This is a genomic window from Flavobacterium sp. 270 (genome assembly GCF_004368785.1).
In the GTDB taxonomy this organism is placed as follows: Bacteria; Bacteroidota; Bacteroidia; order Flavobacteriales; family Flavobacteriaceae; genus Flavobacterium.
This window is the reverse complement of record NZ_SODM01000008.1, coordinates 118,698-135,528: the sequence shown is the minus strand read 5'-3', so window position 1 is coordinate 135,528 and position 16,831 is coordinate 118,698. Positions and strand designations below refer to the sequence as shown.

8 protein-coding genes are annotated in these 16,831 nt (G+C 34.3%); all 8 read left to right on the top strand.

Annotated features, from left to right (window positions below; all coding sequences use genetic code 11):
* The first annotated feature begins 32 nt into the window (after positions 1 to 32).
* The 8 genes from EV144_RS23155 (at position 33) to EV144_RS23120 (ending at position 16,776) form a co-directional block, all read left to right on the top strand.
* Positions 33 to 1,829 (top strand): hypothetical protein, encoded by a 1,797-nt coding sequence (locus EV144_RS23155; RefSeq protein ID WP_134151519.1) that lies wholly within the window; start codon positions 33 to 35, stop codon positions 1,827 to 1,829.
* 81 nt (positions 1,830 to 1,910) lie between these two features.
* Positions 1,911 to 2,765, top strand: coding sequence for a DUF4861 family protein (locus EV144_RS23150; protein ID WP_134151518.1), 855 nt, complete (start codon positions 1,911 to 1,913; stop codon positions 2,763 to 2,765).
* Positions 2,766 to 2,825: 60 nt separating this feature from the next.
* On the top strand, positions 2,826 to 4,664 hold the full coding sequence (locus EV144_RS23145) for a metallophosphoesterase family protein (protein WP_134151517.1): 1,839 nt from the start codon (positions 2,826 to 2,828) through the stop codon (positions 4,662 to 4,664).
* A 213-nt stretch (positions 4,665 to 4,877) separates the two neighbouring features.
* Positions 4,878 to 8,915 carry a hybrid sensor histidine kinase/response regulator transcription factor gene (locus EV144_RS23140; RefSeq protein WP_134151516.1) on the top strand — a complete coding sequence of 1,346 codons (4,038 nt, stop codon included), beginning with the start codon at positions 4,878 to 4,880 and terminating at the stop codon, positions 8,913 to 8,915.
* 387 nt (positions 8,916 to 9,302) lie between these two features.
* Positions 9,303 to 10,175: an inositol oxygenase family protein gene (locus tag EV144_RS23135; protein ID WP_134151515.1), complete on the top strand. Its 873-nt coding sequence runs from the start codon at positions 9,303 to 9,305 to the stop codon at positions 10,173 to 10,175.
* A 282-nt stretch (positions 10,176 to 10,457) separates the two neighbouring features.
* Entirely contained in the window at positions 10,458 to 13,595 is a 3,138-nt protein-coding gene (locus tag EV144_RS23130; RefSeq protein ID WP_134151514.1) for a glycoside hydrolase family 2 TIM barrel-domain containing protein, read from the top strand.
* Between the two features lie 273 nt (positions 13,596 to 13,868).
* A complete protein-coding gene (locus tag EV144_RS23125) occupies positions 13,869 to 15,017 on the top strand; it encodes an acyltransferase family protein (protein WP_134151513.1) in 1,149 nt (382 codons plus the stop codon).
* 121 nt (positions 15,018 to 15,138) lie between these two features.
* Positions 15,139 to 16,776, top strand: coding sequence for a sodium/sugar symporter (locus EV144_RS23120; protein WP_134151512.1), 1,638 nt, complete (start codon positions 15,139 to 15,141; stop codon positions 16,774 to 16,776).
* Positions 16,777 to 16,831 lie beyond the last annotated feature (55 nt).

Genomic DNA, 16,831 nt, shown 5'->3' with positions numbered 1-16,831 from the left:
AACTATTATTAAAATTAAAATCCTAAAATAATATGAAAAATCAAATCAGCCGTGGAGAATTTATCAGATTAAGTAGTTTATCGTTAGGAGGAGTTTTAGTAAGCAATTCCATTTTTGCAAATGATTTTTTTTCTAATACTATTGAAGCTAAAGAAGATATTCAATTAATGAAAAAACTCATTTTAAACAATGATTTAAAAGTCAAAAGCATATTAAATAAAGCGCCAAAAGATCCCAATATAAGAGATGCCAATTTCCGTGGTATTGCTGGCACTATATTTATTATGAGCGCTTCGTTATGCAATTCTGGATCAGAATATTATAAATCGAATGTTCTCGCAGACAAAATAAATGAGCAGATCGATATCATGCTCAAAGAACAGTACGAAGACGGAACGCTGGATGCAGGAGGTAACAGACAATCGCCGCCAGATACCGCTTTTATTTTGGAATCAATTTGTCCTGCGACAGAAATTTTAAACAGCAGTAAACAGCAAAATTTAACCGTACTAAAAGACAAACTAAAAAAGTTTATTCTAAACGCCGGCGAAGCAATGGTTACAGGCGGTGTGCATACTCCCAATCACAGATGGGTAATTTGTGCAGCGCTGGCGAGTATTAATTCGCTTTATCCAAATGTGAGATATGTAGAAAGAATTGACGAATGGATAGCAGAAGGAATTGATCTTAATGAAGACGGACACTTTTTAGAAAGAAGTGGCATATACTCAGCGGTAATCGACAAAGCATTAATTACAATGTCAAGATTATTAAAGCGACCAGAATTATTAGAAATTGTAAACAAAAACCTGACAACCTATTTTTATTATACAGAACCCAACGGCGATTTAGTAACCGTAGATTCAAAAAGACAGGATCAGTTTATGAATCTAAACGTGTCAAATTTTTACCTGCAATACAGATATATGGCGATTAAAACCAAAAATCCGATGTTTGTTTACATGGTAAATACGATAGAAAAACTGCCTGAATTTACGAGTAGTATTCTCTCCAATTCGTTAGGATTTTTTATGGAAAATCCAGAACTCCAAAAACAAGTTCCGGCTGATGGGAATGTGACAAATGATTTCGAAAAGTTTTTTGCAGTTTCTAATCTTGCAAGAATCAGAAAAGGGAAAGTTTCAATGACATTATTTGGCGGAAACGACCAGCCTGTAATGATCGTTTCGGGAAGATCATCCAACCCAAATTTTTTAACCTATAGAAAAGGCGATGCCATTTTAAAATACATGCGATTATCAACTTCATTTTTTAGAATGGGTTATTTTAGCAGTGAAGGCATTGTAAAACAGGGAAATAAATACATTCTGAAAGAAACCAAAGAAGCCGATTATTACCAACCGCTTGCAGAAGAATTTCGTAAATCTAATGGAGACTATAAATTATCGCCATCGCCAGACGGAAGATTCTGGAACAAAATGGATTTTGATTCGCGCAAAAAAAGCAATGTAAAAAAGCAGGTTACCACAATAGAAATCACAGAAAACAACGGATCACTGAGTTTAGATTTTAAAGTTGATGGTCCGCCAAATGTTGAGGTTACAATAGAAATGTGTTTTAAAGAAGGAAGCGTTATAAATGGCGTTTTTACAGATGAAAAAAAGAATTCGTTCTTAAAATCAGGTTTAGGAGAAGTTGTTACAGCAGAAAATAAAATTGAGTTTGGCCCCGGAAAATGCGAACATTTGAATGTAGAAAATCTGGACAGCGAAGAATATACCTACCATCAGGGAAGTTTGCGAACCAACGGAGAACATGTATATATTACTGGATTTACGCCATTTCATCATACAATGATAATTTCTTAATATTATAAAGAGCAGGATTGTATTCTTAAAAGGTTGTTTTATTTTTACTAAAATTAAATTAATCATATAAACAATTGAATTATGAAATTATCATTTATTGCCATTTTGCTGTTTGGGTTTACTTGTTTGGCACAAAATAATACAGACACGAGTTTGTATATGAAGTCTGATAAAATAACCTATTTAACAGATATAGGTTCAGAATCAGGCGATTTGTACAAGACAATCGGGCATCACGGTCCTGCAATCGAAAACGAGTGGATGGGATTAAGGATCTATTTTAGTGATAAAGTAGCTATTGATGTTTACAATAAAACAAAAGCAGGTTTAGAATTAAGAAAAGCAAATTGGTATCCAACTCCAGAACAGCAAAAAGAAGGCTGGGGAGCAGATTATTATAAAGTTGCAGCAACCAACGGTTTAGGAGGAGTAAAACTTTGGGATGGTGAAAAAGTAGTGCCATTAAACCCGGTAACAAATCGTTTAGCCAGAGTTGGAAAAACAGAGACAACTTCATGGATGGAAATGATTTCAAGAGGAGTGCCTTATAAGGGCAAAAAAGTAGATATTTTAGTTCGTGTAACTGTATTTTCTGGAAGAAGAGAGGCAAAAGTAGAAGCTGAATGTTTAAGCGGCGAAAAAGTTCAATTTGTTACCGGAGTAAATTATTTTAAAGATTTTCAAAATAAAAAAGGAGCTAACTATATCGCCGTATGGGGAAAACACCCTGAAGATGTAGCAGCAGAAATTATTGAAGTTGGAGCAGCCATCCTGTACAATCCTAAAGATTATGTAAAAACAGATGACGATGGAACACAATATTTGTTAATCTCTAAACCAACAAAACATTTAGAAACAAAAATTATTTCTTCTTGCGCAAAAGAAACAGAATTAAATACTTTAGATAAATTAGAAGCTTTCATAAAAACAATATAGTTATCTATGATTTGGTACAATGACCAAGTTTGATACTAGTACTAAATAAGAAAATAAGTCATGTTAAGATTATCGGGCATACTGCTATTATTGCTTTCTTTCTGCGGGTGCAAATCGCAGGAGATTGCAATAAATGCTCCGGTAAAAATCGCTTTTATCGCAGATGTTCATTTACAGGATATTTTCGGGAAATTTGAAGACAATAACTATCAGGGAATTAAAAATCCGGAAACAGGAGAATACGCCAATATTCGTACTATGAATGCGCAATTGCATTCTACCAGAATCTTCAACGAAAATTATTTTGCTTTTTTAGAAGCCTTAAACGACATCGCAAAAAAAGGTATCAAACAAGTTGTACTTCCCGGAGATTTTAGCGACGACGGACAGCCTGTACACGTAAGAGGATTGAGAAAAATATTAAACGAATATTCTAAAAAATACAACATATCCTTTTTTGTTACAACAGGAAATCACGACGCAGTAAGACCTTTTGCTCAAGATGCCATAAAAACTGATTTTTTGGGCGAAGACGGAAAAGAACAAATTATCAGTAGTTCTAAAAATCTCATCAAAAAAGAAAATCAATTAGAACCAATAATTACAGCCGATATTAAAAATTGGGGATATAAAGAAACGATTCAGGAAATGGCTGATTTCGGATTTTTTCCTAAAAGAAATGATTTGTATTGGGAAACTCCTTTTTCGACATACAATTATGAAAGCTATAATTTTGAAGAAGCTTTAAAAGAATCACCATTAACAAAAAGAACTTATTCAGTAAAAAACACCAATTTATTCCTTCCCGATGCCAGTTATTTGGTAGAACCCATAAAAGGTGTTTGGCTTTTGGCGATCGATGCAAATGCCTACGTTCCGAATCAGAAATTATCAGGATTGGCAGAAGATCCACATGATTATTCGGGCGCCAATATTGGTTATAATAACGTGCTGATTTATAAAAGTCATTTGATAGAATGGGTCAGGAAAGTTTCGGCGGAAGCCAAGAAAAAAGACAAAATGTTAATTGCATTCAGTCATTATCCAATGGTTGATTTTAATGATAATGCGACGCCAGAATTAAAGCAGCTTTTTGGTTCAGATAAAATGCAGTTACAAAGAGTGCCAAACGAAGAAGTGGCACAGTTGTTTGCCGATGCAGGAATTCAGATTCATTTTGGCGGACACATGCACATCAACGATACAGGAGTTCGTACATCAGCAAAAGGCAATACTTTATTTAATATTCAAACGCCATCTTTGGCCGCATATATGCCGGCTTATAAAATATTAACCATTCATTCTAATGATGAAGTTGAGGTTGAAACTATCATAGTTGATAAAGTCCAGAAATTCAATAGTTTATTTCCTTTTTATAAAGATGAATACGCGCATTTGCAAAACACAAAAAGTCCTGATATTTGGAATAAAGACATTCTGAAAGCCAAAGATTATAAAGAATTTACACAATGGCATTTAAAAGAATTAGTGCGTCTGAGGTTTTTACCAGAAGATTTTCCGCCTGGATTTTTAAATTCAATAGAAAATCTTTCGGGCAAGGATTTATTATTTTTCAATAAAAACAATTTAGACATTGAAAAACAAGTATTATTTAATAAATTAACACTTGATAAATTTGAATCCTGGACAGGCTTTGACATGATTTTCGATTTTTATCGATTAAAAAATGCCGATGAATTAGCCGTTCCGGAAATTGGAACATCCAGATTAAAGCAATATCAAATGGTCTGCGAAGAGCTTAAAAAATCAAATAATCCCCAATTTGTTTTATGGGCAGAAATTGTAGAAAAAACTATGAACAGCCAGCCTTCAGATCATTTTAAAATCAATTTAAAAACTAACAAAATAGACCGGATAAGTCTTAAAAAACAATATTAAAACCGTTAGGTATAATTCAAAAAACAATATATTTTAACACATAGAAACATAGATTTTTTAGTTTAAATAAAAGAATAAAAAAAGAAACTCGTTTCTCACACATAGCTCTGTGTTTTGTAATAAGTGAAACGCCTTTTCTAGATTGCAAAAACTATGTTTCTATGTGTTAAAATTAATTGAACCAAATGGGTTATATTACATTTATAATTATTTATGAGCCAAAAACCTTTTATACTATTCCTTTGTTTAATCACATTTTATTATTCGCAGTCGCAGAATATAAAATTTGCACATTATAATGACAACAACGGTTTGTCGCACAACTCTGTGCGTCATATCGTTCAGGATAAAAAAGGGTTTTTGTGGTTTGGTACTTTCTCTGGATTGAATCGTTTTGATGGCTATCAATTCAAAAATTACATGAGCACTTCATCAGACAAAAATAGATTGTACAATGATGATATTACAGCTTTAGAACTCGACGAAGCTTCTAACCATTTATGGATTGGAACGAGAAAAGGTTTAACGCTTTTTAAAATGGATACGCATGAGTTTGTTACTTTTTTAAAACAAAAAAATGATCCAAACAGCCTGCCAGAAGAAGAAATTAGATCAGTACACGTAGACAAATTCAAGAGAGTTTGGGTTGGCACAAAAACGCAGGGAGTTTATCTGTTTTTTTTGAATGAAAACCGATTCGAAAAAATTCCGATAAAAGGTTTTGAATACGTAAAAGAAATTTTTGAAGACAAAAGCGGTAATATCTGGATTGGTAGTTATGACAAAGGATCGGTAGCAAAAATCACTTTAGACAATAAAGGCGCGATCGTAAAAATGAATAATTATACGCTTTCGGTTCCAAATTCAAATATCAAAAATCCGTACATCAATTTTATTTACGAAGATGCAAAAGCGGATATTTTTGTGGGAACCCGAGAAGGTTTGTACAAATTAGACAAACAAAACAATCAGTTCAATAATTTATACATTGAAAACAAAGAAATTAGAGGCGCTCTTGGCCCATATTTTATTTCTGTTGCGCGCGCGCCAGACGGTAAATATTGGGTAGGAACTTTGGGCGGACTTTTGGTTTGTAAACAGTTAGAAGACATTCAGAAAGGCGATTACAAATGGTATTATTCGATATTATCAGACGATACTTCTATTGTCGATAATCTGGTTTCGGCTTTGTATTTTGATGCATCCGGCGTATTATGGATTGGAACAGAAGACGGTTTGGATAAATACGATCCGTACGAAAATCAATTTGCACTCAATAAAGACATTTCCCGTTATATAGGCAATCAGGCACCGCGAATAAGAGGTTTTGCAAAAACGTACGACGAAAAAGTAATTGCAGTAACCAATCGCAATGGTCTTTTTATTTCCAGTCCAAAAGGATTTGTTCCACTGCACAATAACGGAAAAGTAATTGCCAGTATTTATTCTTACGACGGAAAAACTTTTTACTGCGGTCTTTGGGATGGAAATATTTTGGTGTACAATTATGTTTCAAATTCTTCAAAAGAAATAAAAGCAGGATTCGAAAAATCGCCTGTTTTTGCCTTTAGTAAAATCAGCGACGATGCTATGATTGTGGGTTCATTTGGAGAAGGAGCTGTAATATTAAATACCAAAACATTGCAGGTAGATGCCTCAAAAGGTAAATTACTGCCGGGTTTTGAGATTGATGCTATAGAAAAAGATGCTAAAAACAATGTGTGGTTTGCCACAGAAACAGGCGTTGTAAAATACAATCTTTCTTCAGGGAAAATAGAAACTTTTGAATCGCTTTCTAAAAAAGAAAACGCAATTGCCCACGATGATAATGTGAGTGATATTATGGTAGATAAAAAAGGAAAAATTTGGGCCGCAACGCGATTTGGATTGTGTTTGTATAATCCTGCCAAAAATAAATTTGCACCAATTACAAAACTCAAAGAGCTTTCGGGAAAATGGATTACCGATATGTTGTCTGATGAAAATGGAGATTTATGGCTCAACATCAACAATAATAATATTGCGTGGGTAAAATCGGATTTAAGCGATATTAATATTTATCATGTAAACAGCGGTAACAGGCTTGACGTTTTCAGCCCCAGCGGTTTTTTTAATTTCAATAATTCTACTATTTTTCTGGGTGGTAAAAATGGCATTATTTCTTATTCTCCGCATGCAATGAAAAGAAATAATTGGTCACCGATGCCGGTTATTACAGAATTTAAAATTCAGAACGAAGAAGTATTTCCAGAAATGGAAATTAACGGACAGGTTCCGCTTGAAAAAGATCTGAATTATGGTAAAGAAGTAGAATTGAATTATAAAAACCGAAATTTTTCGCTTCAGTTTTCGACACCGTCTTTTGCAAACGAAAAGCTGAATAAGTTTCAATATATGCTGGAAGGTTTTGACAAAGAATGGATTACAGTAAACAGCAGTTCCAGAATTGTACAATATACCAATCTTTACCCTGGCAGATATGTGTTTAAAATAAGATCGAGCAACAGCGAAGGTCACTGGAGTAAAGAAGTTTCGTATAAGATCAGAATCCTGCCTCCGTTTTGGTTAACACCGCTTTGGTTTTTACTGATTTTTGTAGTGCTTTCTGCGATTTTCTATTTTATTAGAAAAGAAATTAAAAACCGTATCCGCCTTAAACAAGAGCTAATTACAGAGAAAGTAAACAGAGAACATGATGTAAAACTGAACAACGAAAAGCTTCGTTTTTTTACCAATATTTCGCATGAATTAAGAACGCCGTTAACGCTTATTCTTGGGCCTGCAAAACAATTGTTGGATGAAAATAATGTAAACGCAACCGAATACGAAAAGAGCAGATACAATCTTATTTATCAAAACGCAAGCAGATTACTAAACTTGGTAAATCAGGTTTTGGATTTTAGAAAAGCGCAGTCTGGCGAATTAAAATTAAAAGTGTCAAAAACAGATATTCTAACCTATTCTAAGAATATTTTTGACTCTTTTAAAGAGATGGCGTACAACAAAAAAATCAAATTAAATTTTATTTCTGAAGACGAAAATATTACAGGCTGGATCGACAATGATAAATACGATAAAATTCTGTATAACCTTTTGTCGAATGCTTTAAAATTTACCAATAAATACGGAAACGTAGATTTGTTTGTAAAACTGAAAACCGGAGAAGAAGAAATACTAATTATTGAAGTAACTGATGACGGAATCGGAATTCCGTTAAAAAGTCAGGAAAAAATCTTCAAAAGATTCTATCAGGCAACAAATAGTAAAGAAAATAATACCGGATCTGGTATTGGTTTATCATTGGTAAAATCTTTAGTTGCAATTCATAAAGGGTCGATAACGGTAGAAAGTACGCCGGGAAAAGGAAGTACATTTAGAGTTGAACTTCCGATAGATCGCGCCATTTACGAAAGCAAAGAAGTGTTTGAATATGCTTTAAAAAATGATAATTTAAGTATGCTGATTCCAGAAAAAGCAGCAAAAAAAATCATTCAAAGCACCGATTTAAAAGAGAAAATTTTAGTAATTGAAGACAACAGCGAACTGAGAAAATACCTGGTAGATTATTTGTCTGATTATTACAAAGTATACGATGCCGAAAATGGAGAAGAAGGTCTTAAAATCTGCCGACAAATAAAACCTATTTTATGCGTTGCCGATGTCATGATGCCGATTATGGACGGTTTGGAATTTTGTAAAGAATTAAAAAGCGACGAGTTTATAAGTCATATTCCGGTTGTATTGTTAACCGCACTTGCAGAAAATGTAGACAAAGTAAAAGGTTACGAAATGGGTGCCGACGGTTATCTCGTAAAACCTTTTGAACCTTCGTTATTAAAATCGGTTATAGAAAATATCATTAAATCGAGAGGAGAACTTAAAGTAAAATTCTCAGGAGAAGTAGAAAGCAAAATAAGCCTGCTCACGCATTCGCCAATCGACGAGGAATTTATGCAAAAAGTAACCAATTTAATCAATGATAATTTAAGCGAATTGGATTTATCAACAGAATTCCTGTGCGATAAACTAGGCGTAAGTTCATCTAAATTATATAGAAAAATCAAAGAGCTAACGGATTTAGCACCAAACGAATTCATCAGAACCATTCGCTTAAAAAAATCGGCAGAACTTTTAAAAACAAAAAAATACAATGTTTCTGAAGTAACCAATTTGGTTGGATTTAATGATCCTTTATATTTCAGCAGGTGTTTTAAGAAACAATTTGGTTTTCCGCCGAGTAAGTTAATTTAGTTTTTCTTTAAACCATATAAGTGATATAAGTTCATTTTAGTTTTCCTGCAAGGTTTTTTTCTGACTTTGTAGGTATTATTTTTATCTACTGACTAAATTTGCTCGCAAAGGCGTGAAGGCGCAAAGTTTTTTTGCCACGAATTGCACAAATTTCACGAATATATTTGAGAAAAAAAATTAGTGAAATTTGTGCAATTCGTGGCAAAACCTTTTTCTAAAAAAAACTTAGCACCTTAGTCCCTCAGAACCTTAGCACCTCAAGAATTAACTGTAACTTATTGAAAATTTGACCTAAAATTAAAATTCATCCATGTTTTTGATGTATTAGTCCATTTTGAATTGCAGGTATAATTCTATTTTTGTCTTATAACTTTTAATCTCACACTTATGAAAAAGCATATAGACACAGACAATCCGTTGCACAATTTAGATGAATGGGAAGATGATTTGTTAGTACGATATCCAGATCCGTCTGAACCCGTAAAAGAGAAAGAAGAATTTAGAAATTACGTCGATTCAGAACGAGTAGAAACCGTAAAAGAGTTTTACAGAATAAACCATACCTATCAAACCTACGATTTTGTATGCAGCAAAGAGGAAGAATTTTTGCAGTTTAATAAAAAACAAATGTCAATTTGGGAAGCCGTTGATTTCTTAAATACACTGGTTGACGACAGCGATCCGGATATCGATTTAGATCAAACGCAGCATCTTCTGCAAACTTCAGAAGCTATTAGAGCCGACGGTCAGCCCGATTGGTTTGTACTGACAGGATTTATACACGATCTCGGAAAAATTTTATGTTTGTTTGGCGAGCCTCAATGGGCAGTTGTAGGTGATACATTTCCGGTTGGATGCGCGTATTCGGATAAAATTGTATATCCGGAATTTTTCAAAGAAAATCCAGATTACACCGATCCAAGATTCAATACCAAGTTTGGCGTTTACACAGAAAACTGCGGACTTGATAATGTGAAAATGAGCTGGGGACATGATGAATATTTGTATCAGATTATGAAGGATCATTTGCCGGAACCAGCTTTATATATGATAAGATATCATTCATTTTACTCACAACACAAAGAAAATGCTTACAGACATTTGATGACGGAGAAAGACGTAGAAATGTTTGAATGGGTAAAGAAATTCAACCCTTACGATTTGTATACAAAAGCTCCTGTAAAACCAGATGTAAAAGCTTTATTGCCATATTATAAAGAATTAGTTGCGAAATATCTGCCAGAAAAATTGAACTTTTAATAAAGCTTCATTATTTCTTTGAATGTTGTTGAAGATTAAAAAGATTAGGAAATAAATCCGCTTAATCTGCTAAATCTGCGGGAGAGAAATTTTAACACATAGAAACATAGATTTTCTTTTTTGAACTAAAAAAAGAGTATCAAAAGAAACTAGTTTCTCACACATAGTCCCGAAGCATCGGGATGTTTTTATGCAAAGTAAAACGCCTTTTTTAACGCAATAAAAACTATGTCTCTATGTGTTTAAAAAAATATACCCAACAGATATCTAAAATAAAATTAAATGCAAAAAATTAAAAATAGAATACTTTTATTGTGTGTACTTGTACTGTGCGTTTCAAACGTAACAGGACAGGAAACTAGAAACGATTGGGAAAATCCAGAAGTATTTCAGATTAATAGAGAACCCGCGCGTGCATCATTTCTTCCGTATGCAGACGAAACGGCTGCTGTACAGGACAATTATGCCAATTCGCCGTATTATTTTTCTTTAAATGGAAAATGGAAATTCTCTTGGTCGCCAACACCAGACCAGCGTCCGAAAGATTTCTATAAAACCGATTTTAGTACACTGCACTGGAACGAACTTCAAGTACCTTCAAATTGGGAATTAAATGGTTACGGAATTCCAATTTATACCAATATTACCTATCCATTTGAAAGAAATCCGCCTTTTATCAATCATTCGGATAATCCGGTCGGTTCATACAAAAAAGATTTTGTGCTGCCTGATAACTGGAAAAACAGACACGTTTACCTTCATTTTGAAGCCGGAACATCAGCCATGTACATTTGGGTAAACGGAGAAAAAGTAGGCTATACAGAAAACACAAAAAGCCCTGCAGAATTTGATATTTCGAAATACCTAAAACCCGGAAAAAATGATCTTGCGGTAGAAGTTTACAGATGGAGCGATGGTTCTTATCTTGAAGATCAGGATTTCTGGAGACTTTCTGGAATAGACAGAAATGTGTATTTGTACAGCACAGGAGATATTCGTATTTCAGATTTTTTTGCAAAACCTAATTTAGATGCCAATTACAAAAACGGAAGTTTGAATGTTGATGTGAGTTTAAAAAACTTTACTTCAAGTGCTGTAAACAACCAAAAATTAATTGCAAAATTGGTTGATGCATCAGGAAAAAATATTTTTACTAAAGAGATTGCGGTAAATTTTTCAGGGAAAACGCAGACAGTCAATTTTGCTCAAAACGTTTCCAATCCGAAGTTATGGAGCAGTGAAACACCAAACTTATATACGCTGCTCCTTACTTTAAAAAATGAAAAAGGCACTATAATAGAAACGACTTCTACCGAAATCGGTTTTAGAAAAGTAGAATTAAAAGGCGGACAATTACTCGTAAACGGAGTAAGATTAATGATTCATGGCGTTAATATTCATGAGCATAATCCTGTAACCGGACATTATCAGGACGAAGCGACGATGATCAAAGACATCAAAATGATGAAACAGCTGAATATAAATTCAGTGCGATGCAGTCATTATCCGAACAATATTTTATGGGTAAAACTTTGTAATAAATATGGAATCTTTTTGGTTGACGAAGCGAATATAGAAAGTCACGGAATGGGAGTAGAAGGACAGCCTCTAATTTGGATGAATCCAAAAACGAATCCGGGTCATCTTCCAGAATGGCATGCCGCTCACATGGACAGAATTTACAGTTTGGTAGAAAGAGACAAAAATGCACCTTCTGTAATCCTTTGGTCTTTAGGAAATGAAAGTGCCAACGGGCCTGTATTTCATGATGCTTACAAATGGATAAAAAACAGAGATAACACGCGTTTGGTACAGTTTGAACAAGCCAAAGAAAATGAAAACACTGATATTGTCTGTCCAATGTACCCGACAATTGCTTACATGAAAGAATATGCAGCGCGCAAAGAAGTAACGCGTCCGTATATTATGTGTGAGTATGCACATTCAATGGGGAACAGCAACGGTAATTTTCAGGAATATTGGGATATCATTCGCGGAAGCAAAAATATGCAGGGCGGTTTTATTTGGGACTGGGTAGATCAGGGTTTTAAAATGAAAGATGAAATCGGACGCGAATATTGGGCGTATGGCGGTGATATGGGCGGTCAAAATGATACAAATGACGAAAACGGTTGTAATGATGGATTAGTCTGGCCGGATCGTACACCGCATCCCGGAGCATTTGAAGTGAAAAAAGTATATCAGGATATTTTGTTTAGTGCCGTAGATCTTAAAAATGGACTTATCGAAATTACAAACGATTTTGGTTTTACAAATTTGAGTAATTACAACTTCAAATATCAGGTTTTAGAAAACGGAAAAAGTATAAAAGAAGGAACAATTGAGGTTGTACTAAGTCCAAAATCTAAAAAACAGTTTAAAATTAATCTTCCTCAATTACCATCAAAATCAGGAGTAGAATATTTATTGAATGTTTTTGCTTGTACTAAAACAAGTACAGAATTAATACCCGAAAATTTTGAAATTGCCAAAGAACAATTTGTTCTTCAAAATGAAAATTATTTTGCAAAAAGTGAGCAGGCAAATTCATCTTCAAATAGTAAAGAAGAACAAAAAGAATTTATTTTAAGTACTGCAAATGTTACCGTTAAGATTAGCAAAACGACTGGTTTGATTTCCTATTACAGTTTAAAAGGCGAAGAATATTTTAAACAATATCCCAAACCTAACTTTTGGAGAGCGCCAACAGATAATGATTACGGAAACAAAATGGATATAAAAGCAAATGTTTGGCGAACAGCTGGTGATAATTTGACTGTAGAAAACATTCAAATGGTGCAGGAAAACGGGAAAAGTTATGTCGTTGCAAAAATGAAACTCAATGATGTTTTCTCTGAATATTCGATTAAATATTCACTTAATAATGATGGGAGTTTAGAAATCCAGTCTTCTTATAAAAAAGGGGAGAATAAAGTATCGGAAATACCACGTTTCGGAATGATTTTTACTTTGAAAGAAGCATTAGAAAATCTGGATTATTACGGAAGAGGCCCTTTAGAAAATTATCCAGACCGAAATACTTCGGCATTAAAAGGAATTTATCAAAGTAAAGTAGCAGATCAATATGTGCCGTACACACGTCCGCAGGAAAACGGATATAAAACGGATGTTCGCTGGTTTACACTTTTAAATAATGCCGGAAAAGGCTTAGAAATAAAAGGTTTACAGCCTTTGGGAATAAGTACTTTAAACAATTATCCAAGTGATTTTGACGCTGGATTATCAAAAAAGAACATTCACGCCAGCGATATTACACCAAGAAAAGAAGTAGTAGTTTGTGTTGACCTTACGCAGCGCGGCTTAGGCGGCGACAACAGCTGGGGATTACCGCCGCACGAACCCTATTTATTAAAACAAAGTGAATATAGTTATGGGTTTGTTATTAAGCCGATAGAGTAAATTATGAGTTATGAGTTTGACAAAGATTGGTCATTGCGAGGAACGAAGCAATCTCACTAACAAAATCAAACTTTGTCGAGCTTCTAGTGAAGATTTCTCTTCCGTCGAAATGACAAAATGCATGGAAAATTCAACCGTATAATCTTTGTCAAAGTTTAAAACTTTGACAAAGTTGAAGCGTAAACAACGTTACATTTCATTAAAAAAATCAACAAAATTATTGATGCTTAAAAAAGCATCAACACTAAAAATATGCTTATAAATCAATAAAGTATGAGTAAAACAATTACATCTGGAAGATTAATTTCTTTAGACGCGCTGCGAGGCTTTGTTATGTTTTGGATTATGAGCGGCGAGCATATCATTCATGCTTTGGCTAAAGCTGCGCCAATTCCGGTTTTTGTGTGGATGTCATCGCAATTGCATCATACAGAATGGGAAGGTATTACGTTTTACGACATGATATTTCCGATATTTTTATTCGTTGCAGGAGTTTCTATGCCGTATTCTTTTGAAAAGAAAATGGCTCTAGCAGGAGTAAAAACACCAAGAGAATTACCCGCAAAAGAAAAACGAAAAATATATGTATCGATGCTAAAGAGAACCTGTATTTTAATCGTACTGGGTTTTATAGTAAACGGATTATTACGTTTTGACGGTTTTGATCAAACGCGTTTTGCCAGCGTATTAGGACGCATAGGTCTGGCTTGGTTTTTTGCCGGATTAATCTATTTAAATTTCGATTTAAAAAAACAGATAATTTGGTTCATAGGTATTTTGATTGGTTATTATTTGGCTATGAAACTAATACCGGTTCCGGGTTTTGGAGCCGGTATTTTAACCAAAGAAGGATCGTTAGAAGGTTACATAGACAGACTTTTCCTGCCGGGAAGATTACACAGCGTAGTCTATGATCCAGAAGGATTATTTTCTACAATACCAGCCATTGCCACAGCATTATTAGGAATGTTTTTAGGAACATTTTTAAAAACCGAAAGTCCTTATTTTTCAAGAAATAACAAAGTCGTAATAATAATCGCTTCGGCTCTTATTTTAATAACAATTGGACTTCTTTGGGATTTTGATTTCCCGATCAATAAACATTTGTGGTCCAGCTCATTTGTATGTTTTGTTGGTGGCTGCAGTATTTTATTTTTTGTCTTTTTTTATGTCATAATGGATATTTTAGGATATCACAAATGGGCATTTCCTTTAATATTAATTGGCTCAAATTCCATTTTAATATATATGGCATCAGAAGGATTAGTAAGTTTTGCGCACACAGCCGGATTTGTATTTGGCGGACTTATCAAATTTGCCCCAATCATTTGGCAGCCCGTTTTTACAACGCTTTCGGTCACAATTGTACAGCTCATTTTACTTTATTTTCTCTATAAAAAGAAATTGCTTTTGAAAGTTTAAAAATAGAAACGCAAAAGGTTCTAACCTCAATAACCACAAAAAAACCTTTGCTTTCAAAATTTATTTAGTCAGGATATTTTCTTCTAAATAACTAAAAATACTAACTATAACCACACCAATTATGAATGTCTTACAATCCGCAGATTACATTGTTTTCCTCATCTACTTCATCTTAGTTACAGCCTACGGAATGTATATTTACAGAAGTAAGAAAAATGCAGTAACCAGTTCCAACGAATATTTTCTGGCAGAAGGTTCGCTAACTTGGTGGGCCATTGGAGCGTCTTTAATAGCATCCAATATTTCGGCAGAGCATTTTATTGGCATGAGCGGTTCTGGTTTTGCACTTGGTTTAGCCATAGCATCTTACGAATGGATGTCTGCTGCAACCTTAATTTTGGTTGCGATGTTTATTCTGCCCGTATATCTAAAAAACAAGATATTTACCATGCCTCAGTTTTTGGCAAAAAGATACAACGGCACCGTAAGTACCATAATGGCAATCATTTGGTTATTGATATACGTATTTGTAAATCTTACTTCGATCATTTATTTAGGCGCTTTGGCGATTTCATCCATAGCACCAATTAGTTTCGAATTTTGCATTGTAGGTTTGAGTTTATTTGCCGTAATAGTAACTTTAGGCGGTATGAAAGTAATTGGTTATACCGATATTTTTCAGGTAGTAGTATTGATATTGGGAGGTTTGGTAACGACTTATTTATCCCTGACCTTATTATCAGAACAATTTGGTTTTGGCAAAGACATTCTAAAAGCGCTTTCTATTATAAAAGACGAAGCGCCCGATCATCTTCACATGATATTTGATAAATCAAGTCCGCATTATGCAGAATTACCGGGACTTTCTGTAATCGTTGGCGGAATGCTGATTAATAATCTGGCGTATTGGGGTTGTAATCAATACATTGTGCAAAGAGCATTAGGAGCAGATTTAAAAACGGCCCGTAAAGGAATTTTATTTGCTGCTTTCTTAAAATTATTAGTGCCAATTATTGCCGTTTTACCCGGAATTGCGATGTATGTAATGCACCAAAACGGAATGTTTCAAAGAGAAATGGTGGATGCAGCCGGAGTTTTAAAACCAGATCATGCGTATCCAACTTTAATGAATCTTTTGCCTGCGGGACTAAAAGGTGTAGCATTAGCAGCTTTAACAGCGGCAATTGTTGCTTCTTTAGCAGGAAAAGCGAATAGTATTTCGACTATTTTTTCATTAGATATTTATAAAAAATATTTCAACAGAGACGCATCAGAAAGAAAATTAGTGCTTACCGGAAGATGGTGCGTAGTAGTTTGTATGATAATTGCTGCGCTTGTTGCACCTCAATTAAAAACATTAGATCAGGCGTATCAATTTATACAAGAATATGTTGGCTTCTTCTCACCGGGAGTTTTGGCGATTTTCTTGTTGGGAATGTTCTGGAAAAAAACAACGGCATCAGCAGGACTTGCCGGCGCAATGCTGACTGTGCCGATTGCAGCAGTTTTAAAATTTCTGCCAATGTGGACCAATGGCGCTTTTCCTGATTATCCGTTTTTAGATAGAATGACAATCGCTTTTTTTATCATAGTCTTTATCATGATAGCAGTCAGTTTGTTAAAATCAGAACCAAAAGAACAACATGAAAATCATACCATAGAAGTGGATACTTCCATGTTTAAAGTATCTTCAGAATTTGTGGTTGGTTCCTTTATTATCTGCAGTATTTTGGTTGCTTTATATACGGTGTTTTGGTAAAATAATTAGAACGCGGATGACACGGATTTGCTTTGCAAAAACGCGGATTTTCACG

What these genes read in the sequence shown, in the direction of transcription:
- EV144_RS23155 (WP_134151519.1), top strand. Translation starts at nt 33, where the DNA reads ATGAAAAATCAAATCAGCCGTGGAGAATTTATCAGATTAAGTAGTTTA.
- EV144_RS23150 (WP_134151518.1), top strand. Translation starts at nt 1,911, where the DNA reads ATGAAATTATCATTTATTGCCATTTTGCTGTTTGGGTTTACTTGTTTG.
- EV144_RS23140 (WP_134151516.1), top strand. Translation starts at nt 4,878, where the DNA reads ATGAGCCAAAAACCTTTTATACTATTCCTTTGTTTAATCACATTTTAT.
- EV144_RS23130 (WP_134151514.1), top strand. Translation starts at nt 10,458, where the DNA reads ATGCAAAAAATTAAAAATAGAATACTTTTATTGTGTGTACTTGTACTG.
- EV144_RS23135 (WP_134151515.1), top strand. Translation starts at nt 9,303, where the DNA reads ATGAAAAAGCATATAGACACAGACAATCCGTTGCACAATTTAGATGAA.
- EV144_RS23145 (WP_134151517.1), top strand. Translation starts at nt 2,826, where the DNA reads ATGTTAAGATTATCGGGCATACTGCTATTATTGCTTTCTTTCTGCGGG.
- EV144_RS23125 (WP_134151513.1), top strand. Translation starts at nt 13,869, where the DNA reads ATGAGTAAAACAATTACATCTGGAAGATTAATTTCTTTAGACGCGCTG.
- EV144_RS23120 (WP_134151512.1), top strand. Translation starts at nt 15,139, where the DNA reads ATGAATGTCTTACAATCCGCAGATTACATTGTTTTCCTCATCTACTTC.